This is a genomic window from Acinetobacter celticus (genome assembly GCF_001707755.1).
GTDB lineage: Bacteria > Pseudomonadota > Gammaproteobacteria > Pseudomonadales > Moraxellaceae > Acinetobacter > Acinetobacter celticus.
This window is the reverse complement of record NZ_MBDL01000008.1, coordinates 108022-127874: the sequence shown is the minus strand read 5'-3', so window position 1 is coordinate 127874 and position 19853 is coordinate 108022. Positions and strand designations below refer to the sequence as shown.

14 protein-coding genes, 1 tRNA gene and 1 pseudogene are annotated in these 19853 nt (G+C 37.3%); 11 read left to right on the top strand and 5 right to left on the bottom strand.

The window, feature by feature from the left end; genetic code table 11:
* Positions 1 to 5: 5 nt before the first annotated feature.
* Genes BBP83_RS04815 through epmB form a run of 3 tightly spaced genes read right to left on the bottom strand, consistent with a single transcriptional unit; the run spans position 6 to position 4920 of the window.
* Positions 6 to 2162, bottom strand: coding sequence for an EAL domain-containing protein (locus BBP83_RS04815; protein ID WP_068886278.1), 2157 nt, complete (start codon positions 2160 to 2162; stop codon positions 6 to 8).
* The gene (locus BBP83_RS04810; RefSeq protein WP_068886277.1) at positions 2144 to 3889 is read right to left on the bottom strand and encodes a GTPase; all 1746 of its coding nucleotides are present in this window, start codon (positions 3887 to 3889) and stop codon (positions 2144 to 2146) included. Before BBP83_RS04810 ends, BBP83_RS04815 begins: the two co-directional genes overlap by 19 nt.
* Before the next feature lie 14 nt (positions 3890 to 3903).
* Positions 3904 to 4920, bottom strand: coding sequence for an EF-P beta-lysylation protein EpmB (epmB, locus tag BBP83_RS04805; protein ID WP_068886757.1), 1017 nt, complete (start codon positions 4918 to 4920; stop codon positions 3904 to 3906).
* 331 nt (positions 4921 to 5251) lie between these two features.
* Here epmB and efp point away from each other — a divergent pair, with 331 nt between their 5' ends.
* The 10 genes and pseudogenes from efp to BBP83_RS15440 all read left to right on the top strand — a co-directional run.
* On the top strand, positions 5252 to 5821 hold the full coding sequence (gene efp / locus BBP83_RS04800; protein WP_068886276.1) for an elongation factor P: 570 nt from the start codon (positions 5252 to 5254) through the stop codon (positions 5819 to 5821).
* 175 nt (positions 5822 to 5996) lie between these two features.
* A complete protein-coding gene (locus BBP83_RS04795; RefSeq protein ID WP_068886275.1) occupies positions 5997 to 8096 on the top strand; it encodes a carbon starvation CstA family protein in 2100 nt (699 codons plus the stop codon).
* Positions 8097 to 8105: 9 nt separating this feature from the next.
* Positions 8106 to 8411 carry a YbdD/YjiX family protein gene (locus BBP83_RS04790; protein WP_171258038.1) on the top strand — a complete coding sequence of 102 codons (306 nt, stop codon included), beginning with the start codon at positions 8106 to 8108 and terminating at the stop codon, positions 8409 to 8411.
* 343 nt (positions 8412 to 8754) lie between these two features.
* Positions 8755 to 9645 carry an AAA family ATPase gene (locus BBP83_RS04785; RefSeq protein ID WP_415502324.1) on the top strand — a complete coding sequence of 297 codons (891 nt, stop codon included), beginning with the start codon at positions 8755 to 8757 and terminating at the stop codon, positions 9643 to 9645.
* A 10-nt stretch (positions 9646 to 9655) separates the two neighbouring features.
* A complete protein-coding gene (locus BBP83_RS04780; RefSeq protein WP_068886272.1) occupies positions 9656 to 10561 on the top strand; it encodes a DUF58 domain-containing protein in 906 nt (301 codons plus the stop codon).
* Between the two features lie 2 nt (positions 10562 to 10563).
* A complete protein-coding gene (locus BBP83_RS04775) occupies positions 10564 to 12564 on the top strand; it encodes a transglutaminase TgpA family protein (protein ID WP_068886271.1) in 2001 nt (666 codons plus the stop codon).
* Between the two features lie 47 nt (positions 12565 to 12611).
* A tRNA-Val gene (locus BBP83_RS04770) sits at positions 12612 to 12688 on the top strand.
* A gap of 474 nt (positions 12689 to 13162) precedes the next feature.
* Positions 13163 to 13555 carry a DUF4440 domain-containing protein gene (locus BBP83_RS04765; protein ID WP_068886270.1) on the top strand — a complete coding sequence of 131 codons (393 nt, stop codon included), beginning with the start codon at positions 13163 to 13165 and terminating at the stop codon, positions 13553 to 13555.
* A 713-nt stretch (positions 13556 to 14268) separates the two neighbouring features.
* Positions 14269 to 15621, top strand: a complete 1353-nt coding sequence (locus tag BBP83_RS04760) for a spinster family MFS transporter (protein ID WP_068886269.1) — start codon at positions 14269 to 14271, stop codon at positions 15619 to 15621.
* 102 nt (positions 15622 to 15723) lie between these two features.
* Positions 15724 to 15846: pseudogene (locus BBP83_RS15440) on the top strand (AraC family transcriptional regulator); the annotation flags it as partial.
* A gap of 94 nt (positions 15847 to 15940) precedes the next feature.
* Here BBP83_RS15440 and BBP83_RS04755 read toward each other — a convergent pair.
* Positions 15941 to 16423, bottom strand: a complete 483-nt coding sequence (locus BBP83_RS04755; RefSeq protein WP_068886268.1) for an FKBP-type peptidyl-prolyl cis-trans isomerase — start codon at positions 16421 to 16423, stop codon at positions 15941 to 15943.
* A gap of 219 nt (positions 16424 to 16642) precedes the next feature.
* Entirely contained in the window at positions 16643 to 17956 is a 1314-nt protein-coding gene (locus tag BBP83_RS04750) for a D-alanyl-D-alanine carboxypeptidase PBP6B (protein WP_068886267.1), read from the bottom strand.
* Between the two features lie 178 nt (positions 17957 to 18134).
* Between BBP83_RS04750 and BBP83_RS04745 the strand changes: the two genes are divergently transcribed.
* A complete protein-coding gene (locus tag BBP83_RS04745; RefSeq protein WP_068886266.1) occupies positions 18135 to 19838 on the top strand; it encodes a M61 family metallopeptidase in 1704 nt (567 codons plus the stop codon).
* The last annotated feature ends 15 nt before the right edge of the window (positions 19839 to 19853 follow it).

Genomic DNA, 19853 nt, shown 5'->3' with positions numbered 1-19853 from the left:
AGACTTTATTGGTCTTGCACATCAATAAGATGATCGAGTTTTTTCTGGAAGTAATCGCCTTGAATGAAGCGGGCATCAACGTTCCAAGCATTTGCAAATGAAGTCATATCATTTAACTCTCGTAACATAATTTGCACGTTTTTAATTTCATGGTAACTGGTGATTTTTTCTTGAAGTTCAGCACATTGTTTATCTGAACTCAACATTTCAGTTAAGCTTTTATGCAGTGTTAAGCCATTGACGTCCACTTGGCGCAACAAGGTTTCACTGAACATAGAGTGGCCAAAATCACGTAAAGTTACTTCAGCACCATTTTTATGTAGTTCTACAATTGCCTTTTGCGCATCTGGAATATTTTGATTCACATCATCTGCAGAAAATTGAAGACTTAAAGGATATTGTTGTTTACTGCGAATAATCGTGATTAATTTTGAAATAAACTCAGGGAAAGTACGGTCTTGCAACAAGACTTCTTTGTTTAAATTCACAATCAATTTTGCATCTGGATATTGAATAATAAAATTATGTAATTGTTTACATGATTCGACTAAAATCCATCGGTCTAATTTAATTGAAAGTTCCTGATCTTCAGCAAGTTCGCGTAATTGTGTAATGTCTTTCCATTTGTTATTAAAAATAAACCCACTGGTAACTTCATAAGTATAAAGATTTACATCTTCTTTATCATAGAGTTGTTGATATTTTAAATGAATTTCACCTCGTTCCAAGCATGTGCGTAGAGCTTTAATAATAGCGGGTTCATTGAGAATTTCAGTCGGTATTTCAACCTCAGGTTTACTAAAATTAATATTTAGACTTTCAGAAGGTACGACAATTTCAGGTTCTTGAATTGAAAACTGTAACTCAGGCATAGAAAGATCGAGTTCAGGTTTTGGTAAACTTTGAGGTAATGTTGTAACGAAAGCTTGTGCAATAAATTGATCAAAATGAGCTTCATCTCGAATGTCATTGTCTAAGATGGTATAGCCTATTTTAAGATTTAACGGATATGAATCTTGTTTCAATGTAAGCAGTTGCGGTTTAGTCAGTGAGTTGAGGCCAATTAATTTAGACTCTAATTTTGCTTTAGACTCTGCTTGAAACAGTCCTACATAAACGCCACTTTCCAATTGAAATAATGGTGCATGAGTTTGTTCTTTGAGAAAGGCTTTAAGTTCATGAAAATATGATTTAAAAGTTTCCCAATTTACTTGAAAAATTTCTTCTGCGCAGGATGCCAGAGAAAAAATAACCAAGGCATTAATATCAGATGGTTGTTTGGTAATAGTACGTTTTAATAATTGATAGGTATTTGGCTTCGCTACATTTTTTTCTGAAGTTGATGAGTGAGCTGAATTTTCACTGCCGATATCAATGGTAATTTGTAACGCATCATCTTCGGTTGCTGGGATGAATTCAATTTTTAATGGGTTTTGAGTTGAAACCTGAGTATTTTGTGAATCAAGTTCAAAACGACCTAAATCAAACTGTCCTTGAGAGAGCTTTTTAAAACGGAGTTTAAAGTCATTCAAATCTTTGGGTTGAAGTAAATCAAGTAATGGTAAGCCAATAACATCATCATTTTCTTTAAAACCAAAGAGTTTTAAATATTCTGCATTGGCTTCTAGATGAATACCTTCTTGAATGACAGCAACGGCTTTATGGCTATCTTCAACAAAAGATTGTGCTTGGGTTTGAGCGGTTTCCAACTCATCCATTAATTGTTGCTGAGATTGAACCAAGCGACTGAAAGAAAGTGCACGAATAATATCGATATAAAAACGATCTGGATTATCCAAATTGACAATATCGTAGATTCCTTTATGCACATAATGCGCATATTGATCTGCCACATAGTCATTGGGTTTGAGTAGAAGTAGGGGGAGGTTGGGTTGCTTTGATAGACGGATTAAGCTTAAAGCCTGATCATATTTTAAATCATAAGCACGACCAAAAATGACTAGATCCCAATTCAAATTTAGCTGTTTTTCAAAGTTCTGTAGATCATCTAGCAACGTGGCTTGAACATGGTGTTCACTGGCAGTTAAAAGATCACGGATTTGGTTATAACGTATTTGATTATCATCGATAATGAGTAAACGTGTTTCTGTACGTTTTAACTTTTTAGACAATAATGGATTTCTCACTTTAATGCTTCCCATAAATCATTATTTTTGATTTCATTTACTTGGTGGTTAATAAAATCTTTTACAGTGCTTTCTTGTTGATCATTTAATAATTCATATTCGAAACGAATAAAGCTTTGCGTGATCAACTGTGCTTTAGTGAGATAAACTTTCAATTCTTCTTTGCCTAGGCGTAGATGAATGGTTTGTTTTTCTCGAAATAGGTTTGAACCTGGCAATATCAAGGTGGTGGTAATTTGGTCAAGCTGAGAGGTTTGGGTCAGTAAAGCAGGTTGATAATTATGTGTATTGCGATCTGTTCGAACATGTGCTGCACAAGGGAACATGTCTTGCGTTAAGACTTCTAGACCAATTTCCAAACTTTTTTCTGTGGATTGTTTAATCCAGCGAATCACACCGCCACGCCATTGGCTTTGTGCATTTTCTTGCACAAGGATGAATTCACCTGTTTTTAGTTGTACTGGCGTTTCACCCGTCCACTTAATTCGGTAACCGTTTACACTAATATCGAGGACTTCTGCAGAATGAATTTGCTTCGCTTCACGGTCAATGGCCTTGGCATTGGACAATGTTGCTTGCATATTGTTTTCCATGGAATTGGTAAAACTAGATTCATTGTGTAAATTATAATTCGCCTCTAAATCGAGTGTCTCGTTGAAGGTTTTGCCTTTAGATAAATAAAAATGTGCTACAGATAAACTAAAACAAATATTAATTTGTGCAGAGTACTCATAGCGCTCATGTCTACGCTCTGAATTATTAGAGAGTAAATTATGAATATGAAAATGCAGAGCAGGGGTTAAGAATAATTTTTCATTTTTAGATAAATACTGCCCATTTTTTGTTTGCATCTCAACCAAGTGATCGAGCAGGCTTTGGGTTGATATAAAAAGATCAGGTTTATAGTGTCCAGCTTGATTCGTATTGAAAACAGGTGGATGGTCTTTTTCTGTATCAATTATATAGCGTGAAAGCGTAGTCTCTTTTTGTAAAATTTGAACCAATTTAGCCCAATCAAAGCTACATAAAAATAAGCCTTGAATCTCTGCGGGGCGAATTTGATTAGTATTAAAGATATCCAATAAAATAAGCTGAGAATAAGCTTGTGCAATGGTACTAATTTGATGCTGGGTGCCCAGTAGTTGATTCAAATTACTTTGGTAGAAATTATTTTCTACCGCATACTCGATCAGTTGGTGTGCAACTAACCACTGACCAGGCATTGGTGCGGTATAAAGCATTTGTTGTTGGTAAAGTAACAAAGACAGTTGTTGCAATGCATAATAAATTGACGCAATGCGTGCAGTTTGTAGACTTTTTTTATGGCCAAACGAGAAGATCGAAAATTTTTGTTGACTCAGTTGCTGATGACAACGTTTTGCAATATCAATATAAATTTTAGCAAAGTGGCTACGCAAAAGCATCGCCAGCTCAATAATCTGATCATTTCGATCTGTGGTAATCAAACCTTGATTGGCAAAGTGTTTTTCTAGACTGGTGAGAATACTTTCCAGTGTGGGGTGCAAGATCTGAATCAAGTCAAAACGAAGCATTTCTTGACACTTGAGTTCTGAAATTTCAACTAAAGCATTGAATAATGATTTAGATGATGTGCCGAGTTGTAAAATAGACACGCCCGCTAGCCATTCTTGCAGGCCTTTTGCATTGGTCGGGCAAAAACTAAGCTTATCTAACTTAAGTTCTGTCGAATTCTGAAAAATATCTGAAGTAGGATTAGTCATCGTTATTATTTAACTCAAAAAGTTGAAACTCCAAAAAGCGGTGTCTTGTTTTTTTCGCCCGCAATTTCCCGTACTAGCTTAGGAACCAAATAACCCGGAAGTTTGGCTAAAACTTCGGTATAAATTTGGTTAATATCTTCTGGTGAACGATCAAAATGATGTGCACCTTTTACTTTATCAAGAACATGTAAATAATATGGCATAACGCCTGCATCAAATAAACGGTAGCTTAGATTGACTAAAACATCAGCAGTATCGTTGACCCCTTTTAACAAGACTGCCTGATTAAGTACTGTGATTTGTTCCTTGACTAACTTTGACAGTTTGCTACAAGTGTAATCATCTAGCTCAGATGCGTGATTTGAGTGTACCACTAGAATAATTCGCAGCCTACTGTTTTTTAATGTAGAAATCAGCTGTTCATCGACACGGTTGGGCATTACGATCGGAACCCGTGAATGAATTCTCAGAAATTTAATTTGTGGTAGAGATTCTAAACGCTCTATCCAAAGTTTTAATTTACGATTAGACAGGGTTAACGGGTCACCGCCACTGAGAATGACCTCATTAATATCTGGCTGACTTTGTATATATTGCTGAATATTTGGCCAATCTTCATTTTTTGGCAAATTTTCTTGATAGGGAAAGTGGCGACGAAAACAGTAGCGACAATGCACGGCACATGCGCCTGTTAAGGTCAGCAAAAAACGAGATTGGTATTTGTGTAATACACCCGGTTGTTGATTGGCCTGTTCTTCGCCTAAAGGGTCTGTGACATAACCTTCATGTTCTTCGAGCTCTAAATGATGCGGTAGAACTTGTAATAGAAGTGGGTCAAATGGATTGCCAACTTGCATTTTTGCAACAAAAGCACGTGGTACACGTAACTTAAATGCTTGAGATGCAAGAATTGCGCCTGACAGTAAGTGGTCAGGTGATAGCTGAAGGGTCTCAAGCAGTTCTAAAGGGTCAGTAATTAGGTCGCTGAGTTGAGATTGCCAGTTTTGCTCTTGATACAAATAGTTTATCATGCCACGTGTTAAATATAATGCTGGGTTAGGGATTGCAGGCAATTCTCTTAACCTCAAAAGTGTTATTAGGAAAATTGTCTAGATTGAGGCGTGAAGCTAGCCAATGGAGATTCCATTGTCAAGATTTTCAGCTTTTCATGGGTATTTTACCTATAAGCTGAAGCTTCAGGGTCATTATTTACGTTGCTTCGTCGCATGTTGCTCATTTAGAATACTAAAACCTCAATATGCGTTGTGTTTTGATGAAGTGGCTACGATTTAAAGCCAAGTCAGTTAGCAAAAATTCCTTCGTATCCATAGATTAAACTAGTAAGTTTGGAGTGTGCCAGTCATGGCCTATTATTCTACAAATGATTTCAAGTCAGGCCTTAAAGTTATGCTTGACGGAAACCCATGTTCAATCATGGAAAATGAATACGTAAAACCGGGTAAGGGCCAAGCGTTCAACCGTGTGAAATTGCGTAATCTTCGTTCAGGTAAAGTTTTAGAAAAAACATTTAAATCTGGTGAGTCTTTAGAAGCTGCAGACATCCAAGAAGTAGAAATGAACTACTTATATAATGATGGCGAAATGTGGAACTTCATGGACCCAGTGTCTTTTGAACAAATCGTTGCTGATAAAACAGCGATGGGCGATGCTGCAAAATGGTTAAAAGATGATTCTAACGAACTTTGCACAATTATGTTGTTTAATGGTGTTCCATTGAACGTAAGTGCACCGAACTTCGTGGTATTAAAAATTGTTGAAACTGACCCAGGTGTCCGTGGTGATACTTCAGGTGGTGGTGGTAAACCAGCGAAATTAGAAACTGGTGCTGTAGTACGTGTTCCATTGTTCGTACAGCAAGAAGAAAGCGTTCGTGTAGATACTCGTACAGGCGATTATTTAGAACGTGCATAATGGTTTAAAAATAGACTATTATCAGAAGGGATGATGAAAATCATCCCTTTTTTCATGCCAAAGTATTACATGAAAAGTAAACCATGAGGAGTAGAGTTGCAAGGAATGAAACAGCCAAATCTCGAACAAGAAAAAATGAAAGCTGCTTTTATGCAAACAGATATGAGGGATTGAAATGGAATCTATTGAGAAAAAGTCTGGGCCAGTATCAAAACTGCTCTGGATTATTGTCGCAATTATAGGCGCAGTTTCCTTTGGAATACTGGCAGTCAGTCGTGGAGAACATGTAAATGCAGTGTGGCTTATTTTGGCCGCAATCTGTGTTTATAGCATTGCTTATCGTTTCTATAGTTTATTTATTGCGACCAAAGTTTTTGAGCTAAATCCACGCCGTTTGACACCCGCACATCGCCTGAATGATGGTTTAGATTATGTGCCGACGAATAAAGGCGTATTGTTTGGGCATCACTTTGCCGCTATTGCAGGCGCAGGGCCACTGGTTGGACCAATTTTAGCCGCGCAAATGGGATATTTACCAGGCACGCTTTGGCTACTCATTGGTGTTGTAATTGCAGGTGCAGTTCAAGATTTTCTTGTGCTATTTATTTCAACCCGACGCGATGGACGTTCATTGGGTGAAATGGCCAAGCAAGAGCTGGGTTCTTTTGCCGGTGTGATTGTAATGTTGGGCGCTTTGGGGGTAATGATTATTATCCTTGCAGTACTGGCATTGGTGGTCGTTAAAGCATTGACCAATAGCCCTTGGGGTGTCTTTAGTATTGCAGCAACCATTCCAATTGCCATTTTCATGGGCATTTATATGCGGTTTATCCGCCCAGGAAAAATTGCCGAAGTATCCATTATTGGTTTTGTACTCATGATGGCCGGCATTATTTATGGTGGTGATGTTGCACAACATGCCTATTGGGGCCCGATCTTTACATTAACTGGTACTGAACTGACTTGGTGGTTAATTGGATACGGCTTTGTTGCTTCAGTATTGCCTGTATGGCTGTTGCTTGCACCACGTGATTATTTATCTACATTCTTAAAAATTGGTGTAATTGCAGGATTGGCAGTCGGTATTATGGTTGCAATGCCAATGTTGAAAATGCCAGCTGTAACACATTTTATTGATGGTACTGGGCCAGTATTTGCTGGGTCAATGTTCCCATTCTTATTTATTACTATTGCCTGTGGTGCCATTTCAGGTTTCCATGCGTTAGTTGCTTCTGGAACAACACCAAAATTAGTCAATAACGAAGCCGATATTCGTATGATTGGTTACGGTGGGATGTTGATGGAATCATTCGTTGCAATTATGGCAATGGTCTGCGCAACGATCCTTGATCCGGGTATCTATTTTGCAATTAACTCACCAGCTGCAGTGTTGGGTACTACGGTTGAGTCTGCATCAGAAGCCGTTCGCAATTTAGGTTTTGTGGTGACACCTGAAGCGTTGACATTGCTGGCTCAAGAAGTGGGTGAGCATTCAATTTTGTCACGTACAGGTGGTGCACCTACTTTTGCCATTGGTATGGCGCATATCATTACTGAAATTTTTAACAACCGCTCAATGATGGCCTTTTGGTATCACTTTGCAATTTTGTTCGAAGCCTTATTTATTTTAACAGCAGTAGATGCAGGTACACGTGCATGTCGTTTTATGGTTCAAGATACTGTCGGCATTGTTATTCCTGCGATTAAAAACTCACACAATTTCTTCGGAAATATGTTGGGTACAGCCGTTGCTGTTGCAGGTTGGGGCTTCTTCGTTTATCAAGGTGTTATTGACCCATTGGGCGGTATTAACAGCTTATGGCCTTTATTTGGTATTGGTAACCAGATTCTGGCAGCCATGGCACTCATTTTAGGTACAGTTATTTTATTTAAAATGAAAAAAGAGAAATATGTTTGGGTCACCGTGATTCCAACCGTTTTCTTATTCATTACCTCAATGACTGCGGGTTGGCAAAAAATCTTCCATGAAAACCCAAAAATTGGTTTCTTGGCACAAGCTGAGCGTTTTAATACCGCAATTGCTAAGAATGAAATTTTAGCACCTGCGAAAACGATTGCAGAAATGCAGACGGTTGCAATGTCTAATCAGATCAATGCTGCGTTGTGCGGATTCTTTATGCTTGTTGCAGTGGTTATGTTGGTTGCAGCGATTAAGGTTATTCGTCAAGCCTTAGCTAGCCCAGTGCCAACAGTTCATGAATCCGAGGCAATTTATCGTGATCCTGAAGAAATTGTCGCGAATAAACACCATTAAGAGGAGCAAGTGATGAATCTTAAATTTGCAAAAAGTGGAAAAACAGTGATTTATAAAATCATTAAAATGACCATTATGTCGCAAAAGGATTTGATCTTAAATCCGAAAAATTGGTCACGTATTGCCACACTCTGGCAACAATTGCAGCAAAGTTTCCGTTTGATGGTGGGTGTGCCTGATTATCAAAACTATTTGGAACACATGAAAAAGAATCATCCAGATTTAGAAGCGATGGATGCTAAAACTTTTTATCGTCATTGTGTCGATGCGCGTTATCCATCGGCTGGTGGCGGTATGAAGAAGTGTCCTTGCTAAAGTTTATCGCATTAAAAAACGGCATTTAGGTGCCGTTTTTTATTATCTTCATTTTTTAATGGAAAATAAAAATACTATATTTTTTACAGGTAAACCACACCTTGTGGAAGACCTTTACGATGTCAACGTAGCGCTCTAGGTAAACCTGTAATATTTTTAATGTGAACTCACTGCTTGATTATATAGGGTGCGAATGAATTTGTGCTTAAAACTTTGAACCTGAAGGAAAAGCCTGTATGTTAGGCTTTTGTTTATACTTTTTATTGGGGAATAGAACGTGCTTTGGGGATCGAATAAAACAGCAAACACCGAGTCAGCAGAGATACTTGATGATCAGCAACTTATGGTGTTTTATCCTAAAATTGATGCATTCCTGAAGCAAATTAATTTAATTATTCTTGATAAAAATCATCAAACCAAATTAGCGTTATGCAGTCTTTTGGCTGGTGGTCATATTTTGTTCGAAGATTTACCCGGATTGGGAAAAACCACTTTATCCAGCAGTTTGGCACATTTGGCGGGCTTGAAATTTCAGCGGATTCAATTTACCAACGACATGTTGGCCAGTGATGTTATTGGCATTAATATGTTTAATCAAAAAGAGCACTTATTTGAATTTAAACACGGGCCGATTTTTACACAAATTTTGCTTGCAGATGAAATTAACCGCTGTAGCCCTAAAACCCAAAGTGCGTTGTTAGAAGCCATGGAGGAGGGGATGACCACGGTTGATGGTGTACGCTATGTATTGCCACAGCCATTTTGGGTCATTGCAACGCAGAATCCGTTATTTCAAAGTGGTACGTATGCCTTGCCTGAATCGCAATTAGACCGTTTTTTAATGCGTTTATCTTTAGGTTATCCTTCACGCCAAGCGGAAAAGACCTTGTTGCAACAACATTCAAGGCAGGAGCTGATTGCGGGCTTAGCGCATGTATTTCATGAAAAAGATATTTTAGATTTACAGCAATTGGTGCAAAAAATTCATACCAGTGATGCTGTACTTGAATACATCTTAGACTTAGCAGAAGAAACCAGAAAGGGCCGACAAGGACTATCGACACGAGGTGTTTTGTCCTTAAAAAAAGCAGCACAAGCTTATGCTTTAATTGAACAGCGTGGTTTTGTGACCCCAGATGATGTACAAGCGGTTTTTGGTGCTGTGGTTGCACATCGGATTGGAGCAACCGAGGCCGAAGTGATTAAACTTATGCATCAGGTGAGTGTTGCTTAAGGAGAGTAGCTTGGCATCAATATGGCAAAATTGGCTGGTGAAGCGCTTCACATTTCAGCAAGAAAAACAGCTTAAACAAAATGATGTTTTGGTCTTTGTTTATCAACAAGGTTATTTGTTTTTAGTCCTGATTTTTATCACTTTTATTGCTGGGGTGAATTATGCAAATAACTTAATATTGGGTTTTTGCTTTTTAATTAGCGCGGTATTTTGTATTAGTTTTTATCTGACATTTAAGCAATTACATGGTTTAAAAATAGATGTTTCAAGTCATGAACTTGGCCAAGTCGGTCAAGAAATATCTTTAGATTTGTACTTTAACCAAGCGCAACCCCACAGACGCTATTTATGGATTAAAACAGAAGAGCAAGTCCATAAAATATGTATAACTGAACGAAAGCAGACATTCAAAATTTCATTTTTAGCAGAAAATCGCGGTCAGTTTAGTTATCCTGATATTCAGATATTTTCCGTTTATCCTTTTGGTTTGGTTCGGGCATGGACGTATTTATATTTGCAAAAAACCTGTTGGATTGCACCAAAAGCAACATGGACAGTCGCAGAAAATAAATACCAACATGAAAATTTTGAGCAAGATTTAGATGAATTTCGTGAATTAAAAAACTATACCTTAGGTGATTCCTTGCAAGCTGTCTCTTGGAAGCAGGTTGCGCGTGGGCAAGGAATGTTCGTTAAAGTTTTTGAACAATATCAAGATCAGCAACATGTTGAAATTTACTATGAACATATGCCTAGCCCATCGCATGAAGAGAAACTTAGCTTAATGATGGGACTGGTTGAGCAGTGTGAACAGCAACATTGTGCATATTCCTTATATTTGCCACATGGACAATTGCCTAGTGGTTGGGGCGATCAGCAATTGATAAAAGCGCAGTTGCTTTTAGCGCAGGCTTAATTATGATTCCAAATACAATCCGCATTTCAATTCTTGTTAGTTTGGGCTTATTGATAGTTGCGCAGTTGGCTTTTATTCCCGCTTTACTTAGCGGTGTCTTTATCGTCGTTTGGGTATATCTATTTTTTCGTAAACAAGCCACTCAGTCGGTGCTACATACAGTATTGATTTTTGGACTGACTTTTTTGGCTTTAGCCAGTATTTATTTGCGTTATCAAACCTTTTTAGGAGTTGAAGCTGGAGTTGCTGTTTTAGCAACTTTCTTATTTGCAAAAGCTTTAGAAAGTAAAAGCAAAAGAGATGTGATTATTCTGTTTAATTTTGCATTTTTTGTGAGTGCAAGTCTGTTTTTATTCAGTCAATCTTTTGCAATGGCTGTTATGGTTTTACTGTGTTTAACAAGTTGTTTTATTGGTTTGTATCGAATACAAGTCGCAGAATTTGATGAAAATCAAAAATCAAATTTGATCGCTTTAAAACAAGATGTTTGGCATGTGGGTAAATTTTTACTCTACGCCTTACCATTTTTTATTTTATTGTTTTTATTTTTTCCACGCTTACCACCTCTTTGGCATATTCCTATTCCAGAAAATAAAGCGGTGACGGGTATCAGTGACAGTATGTCGCCCGGTGACATTGCTAAACTTTCGCAGTCCAGTGCTTTGGCGTTTAGGATTACTGGTCATCTGAATGAATTACCTGCACGCTCTGAACTTTATTGGAGAGCGTTGGTGCTGGATGAATATGATGGAACTCGTTGGACGAGTAGTACTTTGAATCAAAGGGTGATTCAGTCCAATGATGTGATCTCAAAAAGGTCAAAACCTTTTTCTTACCAATATTTAGCTGCAGATCCAAACATTGCTTGGGTGATGGGGCTGGAACAATCAATATCTGTAAATGGTCAATATCTACTGGGTCAAGATGGGCGGATTACTCCACAACGACTAAATAGTAGGAATGAGCCTATTTCACTTATGTGGGTTGGGACAACAGATTTACCTATAAATGAGCGTCAATTAAATTGGCAAATCAAACTGAATACACAAACTGTTAAAGATAGAGATATCAAATCTCAACAATTGGCAAGCGAGTTATTTGCTCAAAGCTCTAGAGATCCTCAAAAATATGTTGAAAAGGTCATTGCATGGTATCAACGCCATAATTTCGCTTATACCTTAAGCTCTGGAACTTTAGGCCAAAACCGTGTCGATGATTTCTTATTTCATTCCCGACAAGGGTTTTGTGAGCATTATGCATCTAGTTTTGTCATGTTGATGCGTTACGTTGGTATTCCAGCCAGAGTTGTGGCGGGTTATCAAGGCGGTCAATTTGCCCCAGATGGTAAAAGCTGGGAAGTGCGTCAGTTAGATGCGCATGCTTGGACTGAAGTTTGGTTAAATGGAAGATGGCAACGGTATGACCCAACGGCCATTGTCGCGCCTCTACGTATAGACGAAGGGATGCAAAACTACCGAGAGAGTGATAGGCAAATTCTAGGCGGGAATCAGTCTGAGTGGTCATACCAACAGTATGCGCTTTTAACCAAAATGCGTATTTGGGGGGATTACGCTAGTTATCAATGGCAAAGCAAAGTCGTGGGATATAATGCGGAATCTCAGCGCAGTTGGTTGCAAAAGTTAGGGGGAGACTCCGCGTATTCAAGTGTACTGATTTTAATCATAAGTATGGTGATGTTACTTGTAATGTATTTTGGCTGGATTCGTTGGAAGTTGTTTACTCAGACATCTGAATTAGAACGTTGTATTCAACACTTTAATGTCAAATTACCATTAACACTACAAAGACAATCTTTAGAGACTTTTTCAGGTTGGATGACGCGCTTGTCTTCATTGGTTCAGAGCCAAGACCTGATATATTTTAAGCGATTAAGTCATTTATATGAGCAGTATATGTATGCACCGAAAAGTGAATCAGAGGAAAAGATAAAAGAAATGAAGGTTTTGTTTAAAACTTGTGCATTTGCACTTAAAAAGCTATGAAAATTCTTGTCTAAGTAAAGATAATTGAATATGATTCTGTTCATTCTAGGTGTATAGCTCAGTTGGTTAGAGCGCTACGTTGACATCGTAGAGGTCAGCAGTTCGAGTCTGCTTATACCTACCAAAATTCGTTGATTATTCAACAAGAAAAAGCCCACTATTTTTAGTGGGCTTTTTTTGTGTATTTCCGGAAGAGAGGAGATTTTCCCTATATGTGATGCGCTCATCTACAAACTCACTCAGCACAGTATTCTTCTCATCGTAATCAAATAAACTTAAAAGCTATCGCAAAGTATTTTTATTCTTCCTGTTAGATGCACTCTTGATGAATAGACATACTTCTAAATACAGCATAATTTTACAACTGATTTTTTTGATTAATAGGTTGATTTTTATATAGATAAAACTACATTTATTTGTAATAAATTTTGATAAAAATAGAATTTTTAAAAAATACTCTGAATCTGTTTTTCATTGATGTATGCGACGTTTATTGATCATCACAAATTTTTTGTACTAAATTAAAATAAATTATATTGAATTTTACATGTAATTTTGATTTATTATACGAGTCAATATTACATATAAGGAAATAGACATGGCACTTTCTGCAGAAAAAGCAATTGAAAGCATACATACAATGCATGTACTTATTGAAAGAATTTTTAGTGGCGTAAACAATGATGAAGATTTAGCATTATTGATTAACCATTTTTCTGAAAATTTTGAAATGGTTGGCGCGGCAGGTAAAAAATTTAAATTTGAAGAAGTGAAGCAATTGTTTGCAAATAATCAAGGGAAAATGCCAGATATCAAGATTGAAATCTATGACGAAGAAATTATTTCACAAAATGAACAAAGCATTGTTTTAACTTATACAGAGAAACATACAAAAGAAACTGGCGTATTAATCCGTCGCTCTTGTGCATTAATTGAAGAAATTCAAGGCAAAATGCTTTGGCGCTTTCTACAAGAAACATTTACAGCTTAAAAGCACTTTTTTTTCAAAAAACTTAGGTTTATTTACTTTTGCTTTTTTAAGTTTATAAGCCTAAGTCTGAAATACATAAAATATTGTATTGAAAAAAATTTATATCGTTGCATGCAAATTGAAAATGGTCGAATTCAAAATAAAAAGTATCAACTTAAATTTGTCAGGAGCTACATTTTTAGCGTGAGCTTTGTCATAGGCTTAAAAATGTATATTCATATGCTCAGTGCTCTAATCGATTAATATAAATTTTAAAATTTATTGAATATAAGTTACCGATTTACCTAATTTTGTCAGTAAAAGTTGAATCATTTGAAAGGTATAATTTTATACTTAAAAAGATGTGGAATATGGTACATAAAAACAAATAAAATCAGCGACTAAATATTGGTTCTCACTTAAAAATTTGCGTATGTGACAGCAAGTTTTAGAAAGAAAGTGTTTTTATTCTATTCTTCAACAAAATATTTTCCCTGTTGAACTCTAATCTTGGATAAGGTTTTTCTTTAAAATCATGAAATAAATGTAATTTTTGACTTATTTGAATCTGATTTTAGTGCTATCAGATCAAATTATCGATTTTTTCATAATCAAAATAGCGAATGGGTCTCAAGGTGAATATTCTTATTTCCTTAAGCAGGATTCGGATTATTTAGGGTAAAGGAAATATGGGCTTATAAGGAATATAAGCCGTCATACAAGGAATAAGTTGCATGAATAGCCCTCTCAAGGAACAAGCTATCACAGTCAGTAAAAAATCGAATGCATATGCGTGGTATGTAGTACTACTCTGTATGTTGGCTTATATTTTTTCATTTATTGATCGTCAAATTTTGGCATTGATGATTGAGCCAATTAAAGCAGATTTAAATTTATCAGATACCCAATTCAGTTTATTGCACGGTTTGGCATTTTCATTATTCTATGCCTTTATGGGTTTACCTCTGGCATATTTAGCAGACCGATTTTCGCGCCCTAAAATTATTGCTGTCGGAATTGTCTTTTGGAGTATTGCGACTGCCTTGTGTGGTTTAAGTAAGAGTTTCATACAGCTGTTTTTTAGCCGAATGGGGGTGGGTGTAGGAGAAGCCACATTATCACCGGCTGCATATTCAATGTTTAGTGATATGTTCAGTAAAGATAAACTAGGTCGTGCAGTTGCCGTATATTCCAGTGGTTCATTTGTTGGTGGAGGGATTGCCTTTTTAGTGGGTGGTTATGTCATTGGCTTATTGAAAAATATGAGCTTGATTGAAGTGCCACTATTAGGTGTAATTAAAGCATGGCAAATGGCATTTATTCTTGTGGGTTTGCCGGGTGTATTTATTGGTTTGTTGTTTATTTTGACGGTACGCGATCCGCAACGTAAAGGTCAGCGTCTAGATGCGCAAGGCCACGTTGAAAAAACCAGTATGAAAAAAGCCTTTAAGTTTATTAAGAAACATAGCACCACTTTTGGCTGTCATTATTTCGGTTTTACCTTCTATGCCATGGCGCTGTACTGCCTTATCAGCTGGACGCCTGCATTTTATATGCGTAAATATGGATTAACACCGACAGAAGCGGGTTATATGTTAGGTACGGTCATGTTGGTGGCAAATACCTTAGGTGTATTTTGTGCAGGTTGGTTAAATGACTGGTTTATTCAAAAAGGTAGAAAAGATGCACCTATGATCACGGGTGTTATGGGTATTGTTGGTTTAATTATTCCAATGATTGTATTTACTCAAGTGTCTGAATTATGGTTGTCTGTGGCACTATTGGTTCCAGCAATGTTCTTTGCATCATTTCCAATGCCTATTTCAACAACCGCAATGCAAATGCTTGCACCTAACCAAATACGTGCCCAAATTTCAGCGGTTTTTCTACTGATCAGCAACTTAGTTGCAGTTGGAATAGGGACAACTTTGGTGGCATTAATGACCGATAAAATCTTTGGAAACCCATTGATGGTGGGGATGTCGCTGTCTATTGTTGGCGCTTGCTCATGTGTAATGGCTTTTATTTTACTGAAAAAGGGATGTAAAGCTTTTAGCGTCAGTATGCAACAAGAACATCCCGTTTAAGCCAATTACTTCGAAATTACAGCTAGTAACTTAAAGCTCATTAGGTTTAATGGGCTTTGCTTTTATTCAAATTTAGAAAAATAGACGCAATGGTGTGCAGAAATGAATCAGTATTTAAATTTGAGTCATTTGCATTATTTGGATAGATTTTTCTTATTTCATTCAGATGATTATCAGCCGGTTAAAGACAAAATCAGCCATTATTTGTGTTCACATCAGTTTAATAATATTTAAAAGTTTATCTATTGCAGAGCCATATCCGAAACAATAAAAAAGGCAAAGTAAAACTTTGCCTTTTTTCACATGAGATCAAAAGATCTTAGTGGTGATGACCGCCCGCACCGTGTACGTGGCCGTGATCTAATTCTTCTTGAGAAGGTTCACGAATTTCAATAATTTCAACAGCAAATGTTAAATCTTGACCAGCAAGTGGGAAGTTAGCATCTACAATGATGTTTTCGCCTTCAACTGCTTTAACAGTAACGATTTGAACACCGTCATCAGTTTGAGCTTGGAATTGCATGCCCGCTTGAATGTTGTCAACGCCTTGGAACATTTGAGCAGGAACTTCTTGTACTAGGTCTGGGTTGTATTCGCCATAACCTTCAGCAGCAGGTACATTTACTGTGAATTTTTCGCCTACAGTTTTGCCTTCTAATGCTTTTTCAAGACCAGGAATGATATTGCCCGCACCGTGCAAATAGGCAAGTGGCTCACCTTGAGATTGGTCTAGAGTTTCACCTTCAGCATTAGTTAATGTGTAGTGGAAAGAAACCACAAGGTTATTTGCAATAGCAGTCATGTTATTGATCCATTCAAATTTTTAAAGGGTACATCATAAAGTGAAATTGCATTTTTGTAGACTAAATTTACGAAAAAAATGCATTTTCACCATTTATATGATGGTTTTTTCATTAATAAGGGTGAATTTATAAATTTCAATGCAATTTTATTATTGTGATAAAAAAAGAAGATGACAGGGATATGCCACCTTCTTTTAATATGTTTCAAAACTTTATTATTATGGTTGTAATGGGTAGATTTTTACAGCATCTGAGTCAGATGAAAATAGTCCAAATAGGCTTTTAATCCAAAATACAAATTTTTGAAAAGTATTTGCTTCTTCAATATTTACATCATCACTAATGTTAATGCTGTTAATTAAACGATCATTTTGATAAACGTTGATAGTGGCTAATTTCATGACTTGCGCTAAAGGTGCGGTTAATAGCTTTTCGTTCACTTCTACATTCATATGCGTTTGGGTTTGCTGTAGCGGTTCAATACTTTGTGGTACGCCATTGCCAGTGTCTAACATAATGCGTTGGTGTGGCTGATCAAAAGTATTCATATCAATGCTTAAAGCAGGGTCATACAGTGAAGTTGTGATTAGCTGAGGCTGTTTGGTTTCAACTTTGAACATCTTTAGTGTTGATTTGATCACGGGTAATTCTGCAATGAGCTGTTTATCTTTGATTGCGACTTCATTACGCGTATAGGTATAAGCAATATTCATCAGCTTATGTGCAACCTCAGCGCGTTTTAGACCACTTTTTGCCCCTAAAACCACCACAATGAGGCGACGATCTGGTTCGTTATATAGTCCAGTCGGACGACTTGCTGTTAAAGCTAGATTATAGCCTGCTGCTTTAGTAAAACCTGTTTTCATGCCATCGACTGAAGGATCTTGCTTTAAGAGAATATTGGTGGCTTTATGAAAATGATTGTTATAGCTAAAACTGGTTTGTTTTGAATAGTTTAAATATTCAGGCACATCTTTTACTAGCGCACTGCCTAAACGTGCTAAATCGGCAGCAGAGGAATAATGTTCTGGCATGGTAATGCCTGCGGGGTTTTGAAAAAAGGTATCGTTCATCCCAAGCGCTTTGGCTTCTTTATTCATACGCTCAACAAACTGAGGAATACTACCTGAAATTTTCTCTGCTAAGGTCACGGCTGCATCGTTGGCAGACATCACAATTAAACCCGCTAAAAGATGGTCTACAGTAATCTGCTCGCCTTGTTTTAAATACATTTGAGATTCATCCCACTGCACGACCTGAACGATTGGTGTTGCGGTAAGTACCTCATCTTTATTTAAATGACCTGCCTTAATTTCTTTTAGGGCAATATAAGCCACCATCATTTTAGTTAAAGAGGCTGGGGCACGTTTGATATGACTATTATGTTCAGCAATGACCTGTCCCGATTGTGGGTCCAGAATGCTCCAAGCCTCAGCTTCTACTGTTTCTGGATTAATATTAAGTAAGGTAGCATGTGTGATCGTGGAGTATAAAGCCAAGAGCGCCAAGATGAAGTAGATTACGCGTTTCAATGAAGTTCCTTAAGACCCATCCCTAGGGGAGAAATACAAAAAATTTAGGGAATGCTATGCCTTTTTTTTTCTGCTGACTAGTCTTAATTGTAGACAATTGCGACAGTTCAGCATCACAAAGCTAAAAAATGTTAAGCTTATTGCCAAGTTATCTTTTTTTTATTTCGTATTGCCCATTATGCTGCATTATCAAATCGAATTTGACGATTATCGTCAGCACCTTATTCATGTTACCGCACGTTTCTTAGCAGACCCAACACAGGTCTTGTCGCTTCCATCTTGGATTCCGGGAAGTTACTTAATTCGTGAGTTTTCTAAACATATTGAATCTGTCCGTGCCTATGATGAAGATGGACGTGTTTTACAAATTCAGAAATTTGAAAAGAATAAATGGCGTTTATTTAATACCGACCATGAGCTAATCACGGTTGAATATGATGTCTATGCCTATGACTTATCTGTGCGCGGTGCTTATGTTGACCAGTCTCGTTTATATGTAAACCCTGCTTGTACATGCTTAGGTCTAGAAGGACAAGAAGATAAAGCCATTGAGGTGGAAGTTTTCTTACCAGCAGAATTAAAGCATTTCCAAATTGCAACAGGTTTAAAAACCAAGACTTTGGTTAAGGGCCGTTATACCTTATATGCAGACAATTATGAGCAATTAATTGATGCACCATTTGAATTGGCGGATCAGACTCGTTTTAGTTTTGAAGCGAATGGCATTGCACATGAATTTGTGGTTTCTGGCAAACATGCAATGAACGCACAACGTATGCAACAGGATATTGAAAAAATTTGTCGCACCGAAATTTCAATGTTCGGTTCTGCGCCATTTAAAGATTATACCTTTATGACCATGGCGACGGGCAACAGCTATGGTGGTTTAGAGCATCCTAATAGTACCAGCCTGATTACTCCGCGTGATGATTTGCCGAAAGCGGATGAACCTGAAGAACCATCTAAAGACTATCAACGCTTTTTAGGTTTATGTAGTCATGAATATTTTCATTCATGGTTGGTGAAATTCATTCGCCCAGAAAACTTTGTCAATTATGATCTGAACAAAGAGGGCTATACCTCTTTGCTGTGGATTTTTGAAGGTTTTACTTCTTATTATGATGATCTGATTTTATTGCGCAGTGGTGTGATTAATCAGGCATCGTATTTGACCTTATTAAAAGCGCAGATTGATCGTTATTTACAAAACCCTGGACGTTTCGTTCAGTCCGTGTCGGAATCTAGTTTTGATGCATGGGTGAAGTTTTATCGTCAGGATGAAAATTCAAATAATGCAGGTACAAGCTATTACAACAAAGGTTGTTTAGTGGCATTGTGCCTAGATTTAGGTTTGCGTTTACGCGGTTCAAGCTTAGATGCCTTAATGCGTAAATTGTATGAAAATGCACAGAACGGCATTCAGGTTCATGAGCGTACTATTTTTGAATTGTGTCATACCTTAACGGGTGATAATTGGTCGGAACAGATTAATCATTTGATTAATACCACTGATGAATTGCCGTTAGATCAGTTGCTCCCTGAATTTGGTGTCAGTTTTACACTAAAAAATGAGAAGTCTTTAGCATTGGGCTTAAAGCTTGCTGATAAACCTGAAGGTGTCTTGATTCAGTCTGCTCGCCGTGATGGTGTCGGGGCGAAAGCGGGACTTTCTGCCAATGATGTCATAATTGCCATTGATGGTTTAAAAGCAACGACCAAGCTTATTGAACAGTATGCGAAGCAAACAGGTAGTTATACTGTATTGGCATTCCGTCGCGATGAGCTAATGCAATTTGAAGTTTGCGCTATGGGTTCTGATTTGACAGAAGTAGAACTAAAGATTGAAGATCAAGCGAAAGTAGAGAAATGGTTAAAAGCTTAATTTACTAAGATTGTA

Excerpts from the sequence above, each read along its gene's own strand:
- BBP83_RS04815 (WP_068886278.1), bottom strand. The coding sequence starts at position 2,162 with ATGGGAAGCATTAAAGTGAGAAATCCATTATTGTCTAAAAAGTTAAAA.
- BBP83_RS04810 (WP_068886277.1), bottom strand. The coding sequence starts at position 3,889 with ATGACTAATCCTACTTCAGATATTTTTCAGAATTCGACAGAACTTAAG.
- epmB (WP_068886757.1), bottom strand. The coding sequence starts at position 4,920 with ATGATAAACTATTTGTATCAAGAGCAAAACTGGCAATCTCAACTCAGC.
- efp (WP_068886276.1), top strand. The coding sequence starts at position 5,252 with ATGGCCTATTATTCTACAAATGATTTCAAGTCAGGCCTTAAAGTTATG.
- BBP83_RS04795 (WP_068886275.1), top strand. The coding sequence starts at position 5,997 with ATGGAATCTATTGAGAAAAAGTCTGGGCCAGTATCAAAACTGCTCTGG.
- BBP83_RS04785 (WP_415502324.1), top strand. The coding sequence starts at position 8,755 with ATGGTGTTTTATCCTAAAATTGATGCATTCCTGAAGCAAATTAATTTA.
- BBP83_RS04775 (WP_068886271.1), top strand. The coding sequence starts at position 10,564 with ATGATTCCAAATACAATCCGCATTTCAATTCTTGTTAGTTTGGGCTTA.
- BBP83_RS04765 (WP_068886270.1), top strand. The coding sequence starts at position 13,163 with ATGGCACTTTCTGCAGAAAAAGCAATTGAAAGCATACATACAATGCAT.
- BBP83_RS04760 (WP_068886269.1), top strand. The coding sequence starts at position 14,269 with ATGAATAGCCCTCTCAAGGAACAAGCTATCACAGTCAGTAAAAAATCG.
- BBP83_RS04755 (WP_068886268.1), bottom strand. The coding sequence starts at position 16,423 with ATGACTGCTATTGCAAATAACCTTGTGGTTTCTTTCCACTACACATTA.
- BBP83_RS04745 (WP_068886266.1), top strand. The coding sequence starts at position 18,135 with ATGCTGCATTATCAAATCGAATTTGACGATTATCGTCAGCACCTTATT.